Annotated in this window: 12 protein-coding genes; 9 read left to right on the plus strand and 3 right to left on the minus strand. The window is 64.9% G+C overall.

Annotated features, from left to right (window positions below; all coding sequences use genetic code 11):
• Positions 1-238 precede the first annotated feature (238 nt).
• The gene (locus AB3X96_RS17890) at positions 239-640 is read right to left on the minus strand and encodes a transposase (protein ID WP_013089147.1); all 402 of its coding nucleotides are present in this window, start codon (positions 638-640) and stop codon (positions 239-241) included.
• 406 nt (positions 641-1,046) lie between these two features.
• Between AB3X96_RS17890 and AB3X96_RS17895 the strand changes: the two genes are divergently transcribed.
• The 9 genes from AB3X96_RS17895 (at position 1,047) to truB (ending at position 13,814) form a co-directional block, all read left to right on the plus strand.
• On the plus strand, positions 1,047-1,949 hold the full coding sequence (locus AB3X96_RS17895) for a LysR substrate-binding domain-containing protein (RefSeq protein ID WP_368590711.1): 903 nt from the start codon (positions 1,047-1,049) through the stop codon (positions 1,947-1,949).
• A gap of 187 nt (positions 1,950-2,136) precedes the next feature.
• Entirely contained in the window at positions 2,137-3,357 is a 1,221-nt protein-coding gene (locus AB3X96_RS17900; protein WP_368590712.1) for a pyridoxal phosphate-dependent aminotransferase, read from the plus strand.
• Between the two features lie 376 nt (positions 3,358-3,733).
• The gene (gene scpB / locus AB3X96_RS17905) at positions 3,734-4,786 is read left to right on the plus strand and encodes an SMC-Scp complex subunit ScpB (protein ID WP_368590713.1); all 1,053 of its coding nucleotides are present in this window, start codon (positions 3,734-3,736) and stop codon (positions 4,784-4,786) included.
• Between the two features lie 63 nt (positions 4,787-4,849).
• The gene (rluB, locus tag AB3X96_RS17910) at positions 4,850-6,646 is read left to right on the plus strand and encodes a 23S rRNA pseudouridine(2605) synthase RluB (RefSeq protein WP_368590714.1); all 1,797 of its coding nucleotides are present in this window, start codon (positions 4,850-4,852) and stop codon (positions 6,644-6,646) included.
• Between the two features lie 614 nt (positions 6,647-7,260).
• On the plus strand, positions 7,261-7,719 hold the full coding sequence (gene rimP / locus AB3X96_RS17915) for a ribosome maturation factor RimP (protein ID WP_006052964.1): 459 nt from the start codon (positions 7,261-7,263) through the stop codon (positions 7,717-7,719).
• Complete coding sequence (gene nusA, locus AB3X96_RS17920; protein ID WP_176108917.1) at positions 7,716-9,191, plus strand: transcription termination factor NusA; 1,476 nt, start codon at positions 7,716-7,718, stop codon at positions 9,189-9,191. Before rimP ends, nusA begins: the two co-directional genes overlap by 4 nt.
• Positions 9,192-9,285: 94 nt before the next feature.
• Entirely contained in the window at positions 9,286-12,213 is a 2,928-nt protein-coding gene (infB, locus tag AB3X96_RS17925) for a translation initiation factor IF-2 (RefSeq protein ID WP_368590715.1), read from the plus strand.
• Positions 12,214-12,433: 220 nt separating this feature from the next.
• On the plus strand, positions 12,434-12,799 hold the full coding sequence (gene rbfA / locus AB3X96_RS17930) for a 30S ribosome-binding factor RbfA (protein WP_008922231.1): 366 nt from the start codon (positions 12,434-12,436) through the stop codon (positions 12,797-12,799).
• 79 nt (positions 12,800-12,878) lie between these two features.
• A complete protein-coding gene (truB, locus tag AB3X96_RS17935) occupies positions 12,879-13,814 on the plus strand; it encodes a tRNA pseudouridine(55) synthase TruB (RefSeq protein ID WP_368590716.1) in 936 nt (311 codons plus the stop codon).
• A 122-nt stretch (positions 13,815-13,936) separates the two neighbouring features.
• Here truB and AB3X96_RS17940 read toward each other — a convergent pair whose 3' ends face one another.
• Together AB3X96_RS17940 and AB3X96_RS17945 are read right to left on the minus strand one after the other, a co-directional pair.
• Entirely contained in the window at positions 13,937-15,499 is a 1,563-nt protein-coding gene (locus AB3X96_RS17940; protein WP_368582705.1) for a DHA2 family efflux MFS transporter permease subunit, read from the minus strand.
• Between the two features lie 34 nt (positions 15,500-15,533).
• Complete coding sequence (locus tag AB3X96_RS17945; protein WP_176108913.1) at positions 15,534-16,775, minus strand: EmrA/EmrK family multidrug efflux transporter periplasmic adaptor subunit; 1,242 nt, start codon at positions 16,773-16,775, stop codon at positions 15,534-15,536.
• Between the last annotated feature and the right edge of the window lie 58 nt (positions 16,776-16,833).

Genomic DNA, 16,833 nt, shown 5'->3' on the forward strand with positions numbered 1-16,833 from the left:
GCTGTAATTAATAGTAAATGGATGTTTCACCCGGAGCTATCGGGCAGTTTGCGAGTCTGAGGCGGACCGCAATGATCACTCCGTGCGGATGGCGCACCGAAAGCGGGCGCGAAACCAGGGGGCGTCCCGCGGCGACCGTCAAATGCTGGCGGGTCGTGGCGTGCACGCAATCGAGAATAAGGCGGCTGGATAAAAAAACCGGGCGCCCGCAGGCGCCCGGTGACAACGTAGTTTCGCGTCAGGCCATCTTGACCGGCGCGCGCCACGATTCTGGATTGGTCCAGAACGCGCCGCGCATACGGTCGCGGCTCGGTGGTGCCGGCGGTTTCGCGGCCGTTGCGCCGATCCTGCCGCGCAACGAGATTTCACGGCCGCTGGTGCCGAGCCGCTTCACAATTTCAGCGAGCGTGCCATCGGCCTGCCACTCGTCGAAACGCCGGCGGCAAGTCGGCGGGGACGGATAGCGGCCCGGCAGCTTGGACCAGCCTTCGCCCGTCGACAACACCCAAAGTACGGCGTTGACCACCGCCCGAGCTTCCACGCGCGGTCGACCGCGCCGTTCGCTGCGCGCCGGCTCGGCACAGAACAAAGCCTCGACCAGCGCCCACTCGTTATCTCTCAAATCGTCGAACAGCATCATGTATCACCTCAGCGAAGCTAACTCCGGTGCGCTGCCCCGCGCCGCGCACTCTTCATGCACTCGATAGGCGAGTGCCAAAGGGGACGGGCTTGCCACGGATTGCCATTTCAGTCGGAAATCATGGCGCCGACCCTGCGCGTCTCATAACGCACGAAGTGTGCCAATTTGATATCGATTGCCTGAAAGCCCCGTGGCGGCGGGCCAACGCGGGCGCCAACCAGGGCCGTATATGAATCCAAAAAGCCCATCTCGCAAATCGGGACAATCACCAATCTTGTGCAGATGGGCCCGGCCAGCGGGCGTTCGCGCCTTTTTGCTGCATCGCGGGGACCCTTGTGACTGGCGCTGTGCCGCGCGGATTTAACCTACAATGTGCATTAAATTGCCTTATTGATGAGGTCGACAAATGAATGTCACGCTGCGACAGCTCAGGGTTTTCATCGAGGTGGCGCGCTTGCAAAGCTTCAGTCGGGCCGGCGATGAAATCGGCCTCACACAGTCGGCGGTCAGTCGCTGCGTGCGCGAGCTCGAAGGCGAAATCGGCCTGAAGCTCATCGATCGCACGACGCGCGAAGTGCAACTAACCGACGTCGGCGGCAATCTGGTGTCGAGCGTGTCGCGGCTGCTGTCGGATCTCGACGACGCATTGCGCGAGATCCGCGAAATCGGCGAGCAGCGCCGTGGACGCGTGGTGGTCGCGGCGAGCCCGACCGTCGCGTGCCGGCTGATGCCGCGTGTGGTCGCGTCGTGCGGGCAGCAGTTTCCTTATGTGACGCTCAGCCTGCGCGACGACGTGCAAAGCGACGTGGTGCGCAAGGTGAAGTCGGGTGAAGTGGACTTCGGCGTGATCATCGGTCCGTTCTCCGACGACGACCTGCTCAGCGAGACGCTGATGACCGACTCGTTCTGCATTGTGTCGCGTGACGATCACCGGCTCGCCGCGCGCAAACAGGTTACGTGGAAGGACCTCGACGGCGAGCAACTCGTGATGCTCGACTATGCGTCCGGCAGCCGCCCGCTCATCGACGCCGTGATGCAGGCGCAGGGCGTGAACGCCACCGTGGTGCAGGAACTCGGCCATTCGGCGACGGTGTTCGGGCTCGTCGAGGCGGGCGTCGGCATCAGCGTGCTGCCGTGGCTCGCGCTGCCGCTGCCGGCGGGGGCGTCGCTGGTCGCGCGTCCGCTGGTGCCGCGCGCGGAGCGCCGCGTCGAGTTGGTGCGGCGGCGCGACCGGTCGCTGTCGCCCGCGGCCGAGGCGGTGTGGAATCTGATCCGGCAGTTGCCCGGGCGGGCCGAGGAGTTGAATTAACGGGCCGGATCGTGTGCGGTCTGTCCAACTGGTGGGGTAGTGCCAGGCGCGACCCGCCGCCCGTCCTGCACCCGCCAGGCGTTCCGCCGCTGTCCGGTCACCCGGCGCGCTAAACTACCGCCGTCATCGCGCACGCCTTCGCGGTTGCGCCCAGAGCCCCTTATCCTCCACCCTCCCGGAAGCCTCGATGAGCGAATTGGACCTGCCCGTGCCCTCCATCCCGATTGCGCGCGACGCCGTGCGCGCGCTGCGTCCATCACAAATCCGGGAAGTCGCGAACGCCGGTTTCGGCGTCGGCGACGTGCTGCCGTTCTGGTTCGGCGAGTCCGACCGCGTCACACCCGCATTCATCCGCGACGCCGCGAGCACCGCGCTCGCCGCCGGCGCGACGTTTTACACACACAACCTCGGCATCGCGCCGTTGCGCGCGGCGCTCGCGGGCTACGTCAGCGAGCTGCATGGCGCAACGTCACTGGAGCACATCGCGGTTACGAGCGCGGGCGTCAACGCGCTGATGCTCGCCGCGCAACTGGTGGTCGGCGCCGGTGACCGGGTCGTTGCGGTGACACCGCTATGGCCGAATCTGGTCGAGATTCCGAAGATTCTCGGCGCGCAGGTCGAAACTGTCGCGCTCGGCTACGGTGAACGCGGTTGGGCGCTCGACGTCGGGCAATTGCTTGCCGCGCTGACACCCGACACGAAGATGCTGATGATCAACTCGCCGAACAATCCGACCGGCTGGGTGATGAATCGCGACGACCAGCGCACCGTGCTCGAACACTGCCGGCGGCACGGTATCTGGATCGTCGCGGACGAGGTCTACGAGCGGCTCTACTATCCCGGTGATGACGCGGCGCAGGCGGCCGGCGCGCGCACGGCGCCTTCGTTTCTCGATCTCGCGACGCGCGACGAACGCGTGATTTGCGTGAATTCGTTTTCGAAAGCCTGGCTGATGACCGGGTGGCGGCTTGGCTGGATCGTCGCCCCGACCGCGTTGATGGATGACCTGGCGAAGCTGGTCGAGTACAACACGTCATGCGCGCCGTCGTTCGTGCAGCAGGCGGGCATCGCGGCGCTCGAACAGGGCGAGCGCTTTACGCAGGAGCTGGTGCGCGACCTGAGGAGCTCGCGTGATCATCTGGTGCGCGCGCTGTCGACAGTTCCCGGCGTCGACGTGAAGGCTCCGCTGGGCGCGATGTATCTGTTCTTCGCGATGCCGGGCTCGACGCGCAGTCTCGATTTGTGCAAGGCGATGGTGCGTGAGGTCGGGCTCGGCGTGGCACCGGGCAGCGCGTTCGGGCCGCAAGGCGAGGGGTTCGTGCGCTGGTGCTATGCGTGCGATACGGCGCGGCTCGATGCGGGCGTCGAGCGCTTGATGCGGTTTCTGGCGCGCCGCGCCGGCGCGTGAGCGCATGGCGTCGCGCGTCCGTCGCGTATTGACCTGGCGCGCCGCAAGCGGCGAAAGGCCGCGAATCGTGGAAATCTTCTCACTGGCGACCCGGTCCCGGCGAGCGCGGGCACACCGGTCGCCGCCGCGGCAGAAGATGCACGGAGGATCGCGGCTTTACGCCCCGGTCGTTTTTGCGTAATATGGCGCTCAGTTCACGCGAATCCTTTCAGGAATATCGCCGCTCCGTCCGGCTGGGTCTGGCTCGATAAGTCTGTTCGCCACCCCCCGGTGCGTGCTCCCATCAATATGACCGATCAGAATCGGGCGAGCGCGTCTTCAGTTCCACATCGTCTGTTTGATCCGGTTCTTTGACCACAGGGTCTGACCTAGCTGCATGAATACCCAAGAGGCGAAGATCGTCCTCGAGACTGCCTTGATCTGCGCGCAGGAGCCGTTAAAGCTCGGCGAATTGCGCAAGCTCTTTGCCGACGGCGTGTCGGCAGACACTGTTCGGACTTTGCTCGAAGACCTGAAGCGGGACTGGTCCGGGCGCGGTGTGGAGTTGGTCGGGCTGGCGTCGGGCTGGCGGTTTCAAAGCAAGCCCGCGATGCGTTCGTATCTCGATCGACTGCATCCGGAAAAACCGCCGAAATATTCGCGCGCGGTGCTCGAAACGCTCGCGATCATTGCCTACCGGCAACCGGTGACGCGGGGCGATATCGAAGAAATTCGCGGTGTGACGGTGAATACGCAGGTCGTCAAGCAGCTCGAGGATCGCGGCTGGATCGAGGTGATCGGTCATCGCGACGTGCCGGGGCGTCCAGCGCTGTATGCGACCACGCGTCAGTTCCTCGACGACCTTGGCCTAACAGCGCTCGACGAATTGCCGCCGCTGGCCGATCCGTCCGCGCAACTGAACGCGGATCTGCTGGGTCAGCACGCAATCGAATTTGCCGAAGGCGACGCGCATAGCGTGCCGCTGCCAGATCAGGATGCAGGACTCGACATGGCGGGTGACGCGGGCGAGCCGGCTTCGCCGGAAGCGGGGCAGCAGTCGGCGTCGGGATTTGCAGCAGCGCCGCCCGAGACCGTAGCCGCGTCGACGTTCGAGTCGGAGCCCCGTGCAGAAGCGACTGGGCAGTCCGGCACGACGAATGCGTCAAGTGCATCAGACGCGTCGAGCGCGCCGCACGGCACGCAACAACAGCCCGAACCGGCACCCACGGCAACGCAGACCAGCGTCGCCGGTTCGGCACAGCATCAAGATCCGGTCACCCCGACCGATCCGGCAACACCCGCGCACGACTCGGGCGTGGCTCGCAGTACGGAGCACGCCGCCGAGCCGAACCCGATCGAGGCGGCGCACGACGGTCCCGAGGATCGCCGCGATGCCGCGCAGGACGCAGGTTTTCTGACCGACGACGAAACCGAGTCGCGCAGCGCCTGACGTAACCGAACTTTTTTGCCGCGCCCGCAACGGGCGCGCGCGACCTGACATTTTGAGGTTGTTTTGACACATACCCACGACACCGATTCGTCCGAATCCGAGCGCCCCGTGCCGTCGGCGCGGACCGACGAACGCACTACGCAAGCGTCGGCAGGCGAGGGCGAGCGCCCGGCTCACGGCGCGGAAGCAGAGGGCGAAGAGCGCCCCCGCCGCGGTCTGCGTCGCGGGCCGCGCAGCCTGATCGCGCGACGCCGCGCCGGCGCGAAGACGAAGGCAGCCGAGGGCGCGCCGGTCGTCGCCGAAACACCGCCGGACGGCGAGGTTGGCGCCCAGGCGCGTGCGCCGCACAAGGACGCGGGCGCGAAACAGGGCGGACGTCGCAATGCCGGCGGCGCGGCGAAGCGCGAGGGCGCGCCGCGCGAAGGCCAGCGCGAGCGTCAGCCGCGCGAAGGTCAACGTGAGGGCCAGCCGCGCGAAGGTCAACGTGAGGGCCAGCGCCAGAATCGACGCGGCGCCGATGCGGCCGCGGCTACCGAATCGGCTCAGGACGATCTGTTCTCGTACGTGACGTCGCCTGCATTCGATGCCGACAACACCACGACTGGCGGCGTACGCGCGCCGATGCTGCGCCGTGGCAAGGCAGCGGGCCCGAAGCGGGTGTTGTCGCCCGATGACGACGCGCCGAAGCTGCATAAGGTGCTCGCCGAGGCGGGCATGGGCTCGCGCCGCGACATGGAAGAGCTGATCATTGCCGGCCGCGTGTCGGTGAACGGCGAGCCGGCGCACATCGGCCAGCGCATCATGCCGACCGATCAGGTCCGCATCAACGGCAAGCCGGTCAAGCGCAAGCTCGCCAGCAAGCCGCCGCGCGTGCTGCTGTACCACAAACCGACCGGCGAAATCGTCAGCCACGCGGACCCGGAAGGCCGTCCATCGGTGTTCGACAAGCTGCCGCCGATGAAAACCGCCAAGTGGGTTGCGGTCGGGCGTCTCGACTTCAACACCGAAGGTCTGCTGATGCTGACCACATCGGGCGATCTCGCGAACCGCTTCATGCATCCGCGCTATAGCGTCGAGCGCGAATATGCGGTGCGTGTCGTCGGCGAACTGGCCGAGGGTATGCGCCAGAAACTGCTGCACGGCGTCGAACTCGAGGACGGCCCGGCGAACTTCCTGCGCATCCGCGACGGTGGTGGCGAAGGCACCAATCACTGGTACCACGTCGCGCTCGCCGAAGGGCGGAATCGCGAAGTGCGCCGCATGTTCGAAGCGGCCGGCCTGATGGTTAGCCGGCTGATCCGCACGCGTCATGGCCCGATCTCGCTGCCGCGTGGTCTGAAGCGCGGCCGCTGGGAAGAGCTCGAGGACAATCAGGTGCGCGCGCTGATGGCCTCGGTCGGGCTGAAGGCGCCGACCGAGGAGCGCGGTAGCCGCAATGCGGCGCCGGAGCGTCGTCAGCCGGATCCGATGCAGACGTCGATGGGCTTCATCAGCCGCGAGCCAGTGCTGATGTCGCATAGCCGCTTCGAGCAGCAGCCGCGCGGCCAGGGCCGCCGCGGCGCGGCGGGCGGCGGCTTCGGTGCGGGCATGGGGAGCGGCGCTGGTTTCGGTGCCGGCGCAGGCAATCGTGGCAGCGGGGGGCCGCGCGGCCGCGACGTCGACGGCAATCGCGCGCCGTCGCCCAACGGCAATCGTGCGCGCACGGGCGGCAAGCGTGCCGGCCCGGCCGGGAACAGCGGCGGCAATCGCGGGCCGGGTGGCAATCGTGGCGGCAACACCAACCGCGCCGGTGGTAACGCGGGTCCGGGTGGTGCGAATCGTGGTGGTGGCACGGCGCGCGGTCGCTCGCGAGGCCGTTAAGCGGGGCGCTGTACCGATGCGGTCATACCCTTCGGTGCAGTTCGTACGACCTGCAAGGCTACAGCCGCTTCAGGCGGCTCGTTCGGCAAACGCGACGCACGTCAATGCGGAATGCTTGCCGGACGAGCCGTTTTTTTGTTCTTGCCGATTTGATGCCGCCGCCCTCAAGCGAGCGGCTTTCCGATCCGTCAAACTCCGTGCGAGACGGCGCCGAATGCCATAAGCACGATTCACCGCAACGCGCTGACGTAACCTGTCCGGCTCCCTTTCCGCACGGCTCGCGCGACCTTGCAAAACCCCGGATTTGCCGCCACATTGTCGAAAGATTCCTATCAAATCAAGTGGAAATGCGCATCGCCCGTCGTTCTGCGGATTGCCTTTGGGCCGAAAAATGGCTACAATCGCGAAGTCGCTGGGCGTACGGTTTCATGTGCGGCTCAGGTGCGACCACCGGCAATAAGATGATGGGCGTTCAGCCCATTTTTTTTTGCCGCTCAGTTCATCGTGGTTCGGCATCTCGGGTTCGCACCAACGTGCGCCGGCTTGGCGCGCGGCCCGCATTGGTTGTTTGCAGAAGAGGCGAGGCTCGCTGCGCGAACATCTAAGAGGGCACTGTGCAACTGACGGAACTGATTGAAACCACGGTCGTGGGACTCGGCTACGAGCTCGTCGATCTCGAGCGCACCGGGCGCGGCATGTTGTGTATCTATATCGACCAGCCAGCCGGCATCGCAATCGAAGACTGCGAGAAAGTCACGCGTCAGCTCCAGCACGTTCTGACGGTCGAAAATATCGATTACGAGCGGCTCGAAGTTTCGTCGCCCGGTCTCGACCGCCCGCTGAAAAAACTGGCGGATTTTGAACGTTTCGCGGGCAGCGAAGCGGTTATCACACTGAAAAAGCCATTGGACGGTCGGAAATCGTACCGGGGTATTTTGCATGCTCCGCAGGGCGAGACGATCGGTCTGGAATTTGAAGGAAAAGAAGGCGCCGCGATGCTCGATTTCACGCTCGCGGACATGGACAAGGCGCGCCTTGTTCCGAAAGTTGACTTTAGGAGCCGCAAACAATGAGTCGCGAAGTGTTGATGCTGGTGGATGCGCTGGCACGCGAGAAGAATGTCGACAAGGACGTGGTATTTGCCGCGCTCGAAGCGGCTCTCGCTTCGGCCTCCAAGAAACTCTTCGAAGAAGATGCGGATATCCGCGTCCACATCGACCGTGAAAGCGGCGAGCACGAAACGTTTCGCCGCTGGAAAGTGGTGCCGGACGAAGCCGGTCTGCAGGAGCCGGATCAGGAAATCCTGCTGTTCGAGGCGCGCGAGCAGCAGCCCGACATCCAGCTCGACGAGTTCATCGAGGAGCCGGTGCCGTCGATCGAATTCGGCCGTATCGGCGCGCAGGCCGCCAAGCAGGTGATCCTGCAGAAGGTGCGCGATGCCGAGCGCGAGCAGATCCTGAACGACTTCCTCGAGCGCGGCGAACACATCATGACCGGCTCGGTGAAGCGCCTCGACAAGGGCAACTTCATCGTCGAGTCGGGCCGCGTCGAAGCGCTGCTGCGCCGCGACCAGCTGATCCCGAAGGAAAACCTTCGCGTGGGCGACCGCGTGCGCGCGTATATCGCGAAGGTCGACCGCACCGCGCGTGGTCCGCAGATCGAGCTGTCGCGTACGGCGCCGGAATTCCTGATGAAGCTGTTCGAGATGGAAGTGCCGGAAATCGAGCAGGGCCTGCTCGAGATCAAGGCGGCGGCTCGCGATCCGGGTGTGCGCGCGAAGATCGGCGTGGTCGCTTATGACAAGCGCATCGATCCGATCGGCACCTGCGTCGGTATTCGCGGCTCGCGTGTGCAGGCAGTGCGCAACGAGCTCGGTGGCGAAAACGTCGACATCGTGCTATGGTCGGAAGACCCCGCCCAGTTCGTGATCGGCGCGCTCGCGCCGGCAGCCGTGCAGTCGATCGTCGTCGATGAAGAAAGGCATTCGATGGACGTCGTCGTCGACGAGAACGAACTCGCGGTCGCGATCGGCCGCAGCGGCCAGAACGTGCGACTTGCCAGCGAGCTCACCGGCTGGCAGATCAACATCATGACGCCGGACGAATCTGCGCAGAAGCAGAATCAGGAGCGCGGCGTCCTGCGTGACCTGTTCATGGCGCGTCTCGATGTCGACGAGGAAGTTGCCGACATCCTGATCGACGAAGGCTTCACGAGCCTGGAAGAGATCGCCTACGTGCCGCTCAACGAAATGCTCGAAATCGAGGCATTCGACGAAGACACCGTCCACGAACTGCGCAACCGCTCGCGCGACGCGCTGTTGACAATGGCGATCGCGAACGAAGAAAAGGTCGAGAATGTAGCGCTCGACCTGAAGAGCCTGGACGGCATGGACGCCGACCTGCTCGCGAAACTGGCCGAACATCAGATCCAGACGCGCGACGAACTCGCCGAGCTGGCCGTGGATGAACTGGTCGAGATGACTGGGATGGGAGAGGATGCCGCTAAGGCGTTGATCATGAAAGCACGTGAACACTGGTTCCAGTGAGAAATGACCATGGCGCACTGAATTGAACGCGGCCGCGAGGCCGCATGACCCGATGCTAACCGCAAGGAATCGGTCCTTGCATTAAGAGGAATGAATGGCGAGTAACAACGTAGCCCAATTTGCCGCGGAACTGAAAATGCCTGCTGGCGTGCTGCTCGAGCAGCTGCAGGCAGCGGGCGTCCAGAAAGCGAGCGAAGACGACAACCTGTCCGAGGCGGACAAGGCGCGTCTGCTCGATCACTTGCGCAAGTCGCATGGCTCGAACGATGCCGACAAGCGCAAGATCACGCTGACGCGCCGGCATACGTCGGAGATCAAGCAGTCCGATGCGACGGGCAAAGCTCGCACCATTCAGGTCGAGGTGCGCAAGAAGCGCACGTTCGTCCGCCGCGACGAGACCGTCGCGGAAGGCGGGGATGCATCGAATCATGTGGCCGAAAGCGCGGACGTCGAAGATCTCGAACTGCAGCGTCGCGAGGAAGAAGCACGTCACGAAGCCGAGCTGCTGGAAAAGCAGGCGCAGGAGCTAAAGGCGCGTCAGGAGCAACTCGAGCGCGAAGAGGCCGAGCGTCAGGCGCGCGAGCAGGCTGCGGAAGCCGAGCGTCAGCGCGCGGAAGAAGAAGCGAAGAAGCGCGCAACGGCTGCGGCCGAGGCGGCGGCTCGAGAGAAGGCTCAGCAGGCGGCGGCGCAAGCCGCTGCGCCGGTTGCCGCGAAGGCAAGCGATCAGGACGACGAACGCGCGGCAGCGGAACGCGCCGCGCAACGTGAAGCTGCGAAGAAAGCGGAAGACGCTGCGCGCGTGGCTGCCGAAAAGGCGCGCGCCGAACAGGAGGAAATCGCCAAGCGCCGTGCCGCGGCCGAAGCCGAAGCGCGCGCGATTCGCGAAATGATGAACACGCCGCGCAAGGCGCAGGTGAAGGCGCCGGAACCGGCACCGAAGCCCGTTGAGCCTGCCAAGGCGGCCGAAGCCAAGGGTACGCTGCACAAGCCGGCGCGTCCGGCAGGCGAAGCACCGGCTCGCCCCGCAGCCAGGAAGCCGGCAGCCGCGGCTCCGGCACCCGCAAGCGCTCCGTCCGCGGGCGACAAGAAGAAGCCCGGCGCCGGCGGCAAGGGCGGCGGCAACTGGCAGGACGACGCAGCGAAGCGCCGCGGCATCAAGACGCGCGGCGATTCGAGCGGCGGCGTCGATCGCGGTTGGCGCGGCGGTCCGAAGGGTCGTGGCAAGCATCAGGAGCAGACCACCACGTTCCAGGCGCCGACCGAACCGATCGTGCGTGAAGTGCACGTGCCGGAAACCATCACGGTGGCGGATCTCGCGCACAAGATGGCGGTGAAGGCTTCGGAAGTCATCAAGGTGATGATGAAGCTCGGCCAGATGGTCACGATCAACCAGATGCTGGACCAGGAAACGGCGATGATCATCGTCGAGGAACTGGGCCACCGTGCGCTCGCGGCGAAGCTGGACGATCCGGAAGCCATGCTGGTCGAAGGCGAAGCGAGCGATGCCGAAGCGCTGCCGCGTCCGCCGGTCGTTACCGTGATGGGTCACGTCGACCACGGCAAGACCTCGCTGCTCGACTACATCCGCCGCGCTAAGGTTGCGGCAGGCGAAGCGGGCGGTATTACGCAGCACATCGGCGCTTACCACGTGGACACGCCGCGCGGCGTGATCACGTTCCTCGACACGCCGGGTCACGAAGCCTTTACGGCAATGCGTGCCCGCGGTGCGAAGGCGACCGACATCGTGATTCTGGTGGTGGCCGCCGACGACGGCGTGATGCCGCAGACAAAGGAAGCTATCTCCCACGCGAAGGCTGGCGGCGTGCCACTCGTCGTCGCGATCAACAAGATCGACAAGCCGGAAGCGAATCCGGAGCGCGTGAAGCAGGAACTCGTCACGGAAGGCGTCGTGCCGGAAGAGTACGGCGGCGACTCGCCGTTCGTGCCGGTGTCGGCAAAGACCGGCGCGGGCATCGACGATCTGCTCGAAAACGTGCTGCTGCAGGCCGAAGTGCTGGAATTGAAGGCACCGGTCGAATCGCCGGCCAAGGGGCTCGTGATCGAAGCGAAGCTCGACAAGGGTAAGGGTCCGGTTGCAACGATCCTCGTCCAGTCGGGTACGCTGAACCGTGGCGACGTCGTGCTGGCAGGCAGCGCCTACGGTCGCGTGCGGGCCATGCTCGACGAAACCGGCAAGCCGACCAAGTCCGCGGGTCCGTCGATCCCGGTCGAAATCCAGGGTCTGTCGGAAGTGCCGCAGGCAGGCGAAGAAGTGATCGTGATGCCGGACGAGCGCAAGGCGCGTGAAGTAGCGCTGTTCCGTCAGGGTAAGTTCCGCGATGTCAAGCTCGCCAAGCAGCAGGCCGCGAAGCTCGAGACCATGCTCGAGCAGATGGGCGAAGGCGAAGTGCAGTACATGCCGCTCATCGTCAAGGCCGATGTGCAGGGTTCGCAGGAAGCGCTGGTGCAGTCGCTGCAGAAACTCTCCACCGACGAAGTGCGCGTGCAGATCGTGCATGGCGCGGTCGGCGGCATCAGCGAGTCGGACGTCAACCTCGCGACGGCGTCGAAGGCGGTCATCATCGGCTTCAACACCCGCGCGGATGCGCAGGCCCGCAAGCTCGCGGAAGCCAATGGCGTCGATATCCGCTACTACAACATCATCTACGACGCCGTGGATGACGTGAAGGCGGCGATGTCGGGCATGCTGGCGCCGGAGAAGCGCGAAGTCGTGACGGGCACGGTCGAAGTGCGCCAGGTCTTCAAGGTACCGAAGGTCGGCACGGTGGCGGGCTGTATGGTCACGGACGGTTTCGTCAAGCGCTCGTCGTCGGTGCGCGTGCTGCGCAACCACGTCGTCATCTTCACGGGCGAGCTCGATTCGCTCAAGCGCTTCAAGGACGATGTGAAGGAAGTCCGTCAGGGCTTCGAGTGCGGTATGTCGATCAAGAACTTCAACGATATCGTCGAAGGCGATCAGTTCGAAGTCTTCGAGGTCACCGAAGTCGCGCGTACGCTGTAATCCACGCGACACGGCACAACGGGCGGAACGGGCTTGACGCCCGCTCCGCCCGTTGTTTTTGAGCCCGCTGCGTCGAGTTTGTCGCTGGCTTCGTTGCCGCGTTCGTCGCAAATGGACTCTCACTGGCCGCGGCGAGCGCGACGCCGTCGTATCGAACAGAAAACGAACACGGCTCGTGCGAACCAATTTTTGCATCCGTTATAGCGGAGCACTTAACACCATGCCTAAGAAACGTACTACTCCTAATCGCAACGTGCAGATCGCCGATCAGATCCAGCGCGACCTGGCCGAGCTACTGCGCGAGGTCAAGGATCCGCGCATCGGCATCGTCACGTTTCAGAGCGTCGAGCTGACACCCGACTACGCGCACGCGAAGGTCTACTTCACGACGCTGACGGGCGACCCGCAGCAGACGCTCGAAGCGCTGACGCACGCGGCCGGCCATCTGCGCAATCTGCTGTTCAAGCGCCTGCATATCCATACGGTGCCGACGCTGCATTTCCACTACGACAAGACGATCGAGCGCGCCGTGGAGATGTCGCGGTTGATCGACGAGGCAAATTCCACGCGCGCGAAAGACGACTGAGCGTCTGCCATGCCGTCGCGTTCCGTGTAGCGCGCGGCGCCCGTTTTTCGTGTTTCCCGAACGTTCTGCCTCCCTCGACATGACCGCACCTCAACGCCCCCGCGTGCCGCGTCGCGCGCTCGACGGCGTGCTGCTCCTCGACAAGCCGCTCGGCCTGTCGAGCAACGACGCGCTGGTTCGCGCGAAACGTCTCTATCTGGCCAAAAAGGCAGGCCACACCGGCACGCTCGATCCGCTCGCTACCGGCTTGCTGCCGCTGTGTTTCGGCGAGGCGACCAAGTTTTCGCAAGACCTGCTGGAAGCCGACAAGACCTACGAGGCCACGATGCGCCTCGGCATCCGCACGACCACCGGCGATGCCGAGGGCGAGGCGCTCGACATCCGCGCCGTCGACTGCGACGAAGCGGCGGTGCGGGCGGCCTTGCCGAGATTCATCGGCGAGATCGTTCAGGTTCCGCCGATGTACTCGGCGCTCAAGCGCGACGGCAAGCCGCTGTATGAGTACGCGCGCGCCGGCCAAACGGTCGAGCGCGAAGGGCGGCACGTGACGATTCACGCGCTCGAGCCGATTGCGTGCGCGCTGCCGGATGTCACGTTTCGCGTGACGTGCAGCAAGGGCACGTACGTGCGCACGCTTGCCGAGGATATCGGCGAGGCGCTCGGCTGCGGCGCGCATCTGGTCGCGCTGCGCCGTACGGGCGTCGGCGCGCTGACGCTCGATCATTCGGTCACGCTCGATGCGTTGAGCGACGCGACCCTACCCGAACGCGACGCATGGCTGCAACCGGTCGACGCGTTGCTGTCGACGTTCCCGCAGGTCACGCTGAACGACGACGACACGCGTCGCTTCTTGCACGGCCAGCGCCTGAAGCTGTCGTCGTTGACGATCGCCGCCGATGCCGTGAAGGCCCCGCGCGTGAGGGTGTACTCGGCGCAAGGTCGGCTTCTGGGGGTCGCGAAACCGGGCGAAGGCGTGCTCGCACCCGAACGTCTGGTCGTGACGACGGAGAGCTAGAGGCCGCCGTTTTGCCAGCACGGCGCGGACAATAAAAAAGCGGGAACGCCATCGTGCGATCCCGCTTTTTTATGCCCTACAGTGGAGCGGGTCGAACTCAAGCAACACCGCGAGCAACCCACTCAATGCGCCGCAGCCGCCGCCGCTCCCGAGTCACCGCCCGCCCGTTCCGGCCGCGTGATCCAGATCAGCGCGATCAGCGCGACAAAAATACCGGCCGAAATGAAGAACAGATCGTTCACGCCGAGCTGCGCGGCCTGCTGCGTGACCATGGTATTGAAGAGACCATAGGTCTGCTGTTGATCCAGGCCCGCTGCGCCCATCTGATGAATCGACTGACCAAACACCGGGTTGTAAGCGTTCGCCTGCTCGGTCAGTTGTGCGTGATGCATGATCGTGCGGTGATCCCACGCGGTCTGGAAAATCGACGTGCCGATACCGCCGCACATGATCCGCACGAAGTTCGACAGCCCCGAGGCCGCCGGAATCCGATGGCCCGGCAAACCCGACAGCGTGATCGACACGAGCGGAATAAAGAAGCCGGCCATGCCGATTCCCTGAATCAGCGTCGGCAGCATCAGTGAGTACGTATCGACGCCCGTCGTATAGCGCGAGCGCATCCAGAAACACAGCGCGAAAATCAGGAACGACAGCGTCGCGATATAGCGCGGATCGGTGCGCGGCAACACCTTGCCGGTGATCGGCGACAACAGGATCGCGAACACGCCGACGGGCGCCATCACGAGTCCCGCTTCGGTCGCGGTATAGCCGATATCGGTCTGCAGCCACAGCGGCAACAGCACGAGATTGCCGAAGTAAAGCCCATAGCCGATCGACAACGCGATCGTGCCGCCGGTGAAGTTACGCCGGCTGAACAGCGACAGGTCAACCACCGGATGCTCGGCCGTCAGCTCCCACACGATGAAAAACGCGAGCGCGATCACCGCGACGAGCGCGAGCACGACGATCGTCGTCGACGAGAACCAGTCGAGGTCCTTGCCCTTGTCGAGCATGACCTGAAGCGAGCCGACCCAGACGATCAGAAGACCGAGGCCGACGCCGTCGATTGGCGCCTTCTTGATCACCGAGTCGCGGTTACGGAAGATCATCCACGTCGCGGCCGCCGCGACCGCGCCGACCGGAATGTTGACGTAGAAGATCCACGGCCACGAGATGTTGTCGGAAATCCAGCCGCCGAGAATCGGACCGGCAACCGGCGCGATCAGCGTGGTCATCGCCCACATCGATAGCGCCATTGGCGCCTTCGCGCGCGGATAGCTCGCGAGCAGCAGCGTTTGCGACAGCGGGATCATCGGGCCGGCCACCGCGCCTTGCAGCACGCGCGACGCGAGCAGGAACGGCAGGTTCGGCGACAGCCCGCACATCCATGACGACAGCACGAACAGCACGATGGACGCCATGAACAGCCGCACCTGGCCGATGCGGTCGGTGAGCCAGCCGGTCAGCGGTACCGAGATCGCGTTGGCCACCGCGAACGACGTGATCACCCAAGTGCCCTGGTCGGACGACACGCCGAGGTCGCCGGAAATCGACGGGATCGACACGTTGGCGATCGACGTGTCCAGCACGTTCATGAACACGGCGAGCGACACCGCGATGGTGCCGATCACCAGTTGCGCGCCCTCGAGCGGCGGGTGAGGGACTTGCGCCTGAGCCTGAGCCATTAAAAGAGCCTTCTAGGAATCGTCGGGCGGAGCCTTAGCTCTTATGGGCTGCCGGTTTCGTGGCAGCCGCGGCGCTCGCCGCGGTCGACTTCTGCGCGCCGCCGTTCGCGTTCTGGCCAGCGTTTTCCGCGATGATCCGCGCGATTTCCGCGTCGGCTTCCGCGCCGTACTTGTCGAAGACGTTGGTCTGGTAAGCCGTGGACGGCGCCTGACCGAGCTGGCCACCGGTGTCGTCCTTGATGTTCACGTCAGCCTGCATCGACAGGCCGATACGCAGCGGATGCTTCTCCAGTTCCTGCGGATCGAGCGAAATACGCACCGGCAGACGCTGCACGACCTTGATCCAGTTGCCGGTCGCGTTCTGCGCTGGCAGCAGCGAGAACGCCGAGCCCGTGCCGGCCGAGAAGCCGATCACCTTGCCGTGATAGGGCACCGACGAGCCGTAGACGTCGGCCGTCAGTTCGACCGGCTGGCCGATGCGCATGTGCTTCAGTTGCACTTCCTTGAAGTTCGCGTCGACCCACACGTCGTGCAGCGGCACGATCGCCATCAGCGGCGTGCCCGGCGATACGCGCTGGCCGACCTGCACCGAGCGTTTCGCGACATAGCCGGTGACCGGCGCGGGCAGCGTATTGCGAGCGTGGTTCAGGTACGCGTCGCGCAGCTTCGCGGCGGCGGCCTGCACGTTCGGGTGATTGGCGATCGTGGTGTTCGCGGTCAGCGCGCGGTTGGCCGCGAGTTGCTGTTTGGCGGCGTCGAGCGCGGCTTGTGCGCTCTTCACGGCGTCGCGTGCGTGCGAGATTTCTTCCTGCGATACAGCGCCGGTCTGCGCCACCGTCATCCGGCGCTTCAGGTCGTCCTGTGCTCGCGACAGGTCGGCCTGGCTCGCTGCGACCCGCGCTTCGTACTGGCTGTCGTCGGCGAACAGGCCACGCACCTGGCGCACCACCTGCGCAAGATTGGCCTCGGCCTGTTCGAGCGCGACGCGCGCGTCGGCCGGGTCGAGCACGACGAGCGGGTCGCCGGCCTTGACGACCTGGGTGTCGTCCGCATTGACCGCGATCACGGTGCCCGTGACCTGCGGCGTGATCTGCACGACGTTGCCGCTCACGTAGGCGTCGTCGGTGTCTTCATGGAAGCGTGCGTCGAGGAAGTAGTAGAGGCCGTACGCGACCGCGGCAATCAGGATCACGATGACGAGCAGCGTCATCATGCGCTTGCGTTTGCCGTTGTTGGCCGCTTGCGGTGGAGTGGCGGGCTGCTGGGGGGTGCTCATTGATGTGCTCCGGGTTCTTTTGAACGACGTCGTTTATTCGGGTGTTCGTGTGTATGCG

It is taken from the genome of Paraburkholderia sp. BR13439, from assembly GCF_040948805.1.
GTDB lineage: Bacteria > Pseudomonadota > Gammaproteobacteria > Burkholderiales > Burkholderiaceae > Paraburkholderia > Paraburkholderia youngii.

Coding starts and splice junctions, on each gene's coding strand:
- nusA (WP_176108917.1), top strand. CDS start 7,716: ATGAGTCGCGAAGTGTTGATGCTGGTGGATGCGCTGGCACGCGAGAAG.
- infB (WP_368590715.1), top strand. CDS start 9,286: ATGGCGAGTAACAACGTAGCCCAATTTGCCGCGGAACTGAAAATGCCT.
- AB3X96_RS17895 (WP_368590711.1), top strand. CDS start 1,047: ATGAATGTCACGCTGCGACAGCTCAGGGTTTTCATCGAGGTGGCGCGC.
- scpB (WP_368590713.1), top strand. CDS start 3,734: ATGAATACCCAAGAGGCGAAGATCGTCCTCGAGACTGCCTTGATCTGC.
- AB3X96_RS17900 (WP_368590712.1), top strand. CDS start 2,137: ATGAGCGAATTGGACCTGCCCGTGCCCTCCATCCCGATTGCGCGCGAC.
- AB3X96_RS17940 (WP_368582705.1), bottom strand. CDS start 15,499: ATGGCTCAGGCTCAGGCGCAAGTCCCTCACCCGCCGCTCGAGGGCGCG.
- rbfA (WP_008922231.1), top strand. CDS start 12,434: ATGCCTAAGAAACGTACTACTCCTAATCGCAACGTGCAGATCGCCGAT.
- AB3X96_RS17890 (WP_013089147.1), bottom strand. CDS start 640: ATGATGCTGTTCGACGATTTGAGAGATAACGAGTGGGCGCTGGTCGAG.
- AB3X96_RS17945 (WP_176108913.1), bottom strand. CDS start 16,775: ATGAGCACCCCCCAGCAGCCCGCCACTCCACCGCAAGCGGCCAACAAC.
- truB (WP_368590716.1), top strand. CDS start 12,879: ATGACCGCACCTCAACGCCCCCGCGTGCCGCGTCGCGCGCTCGACGGC.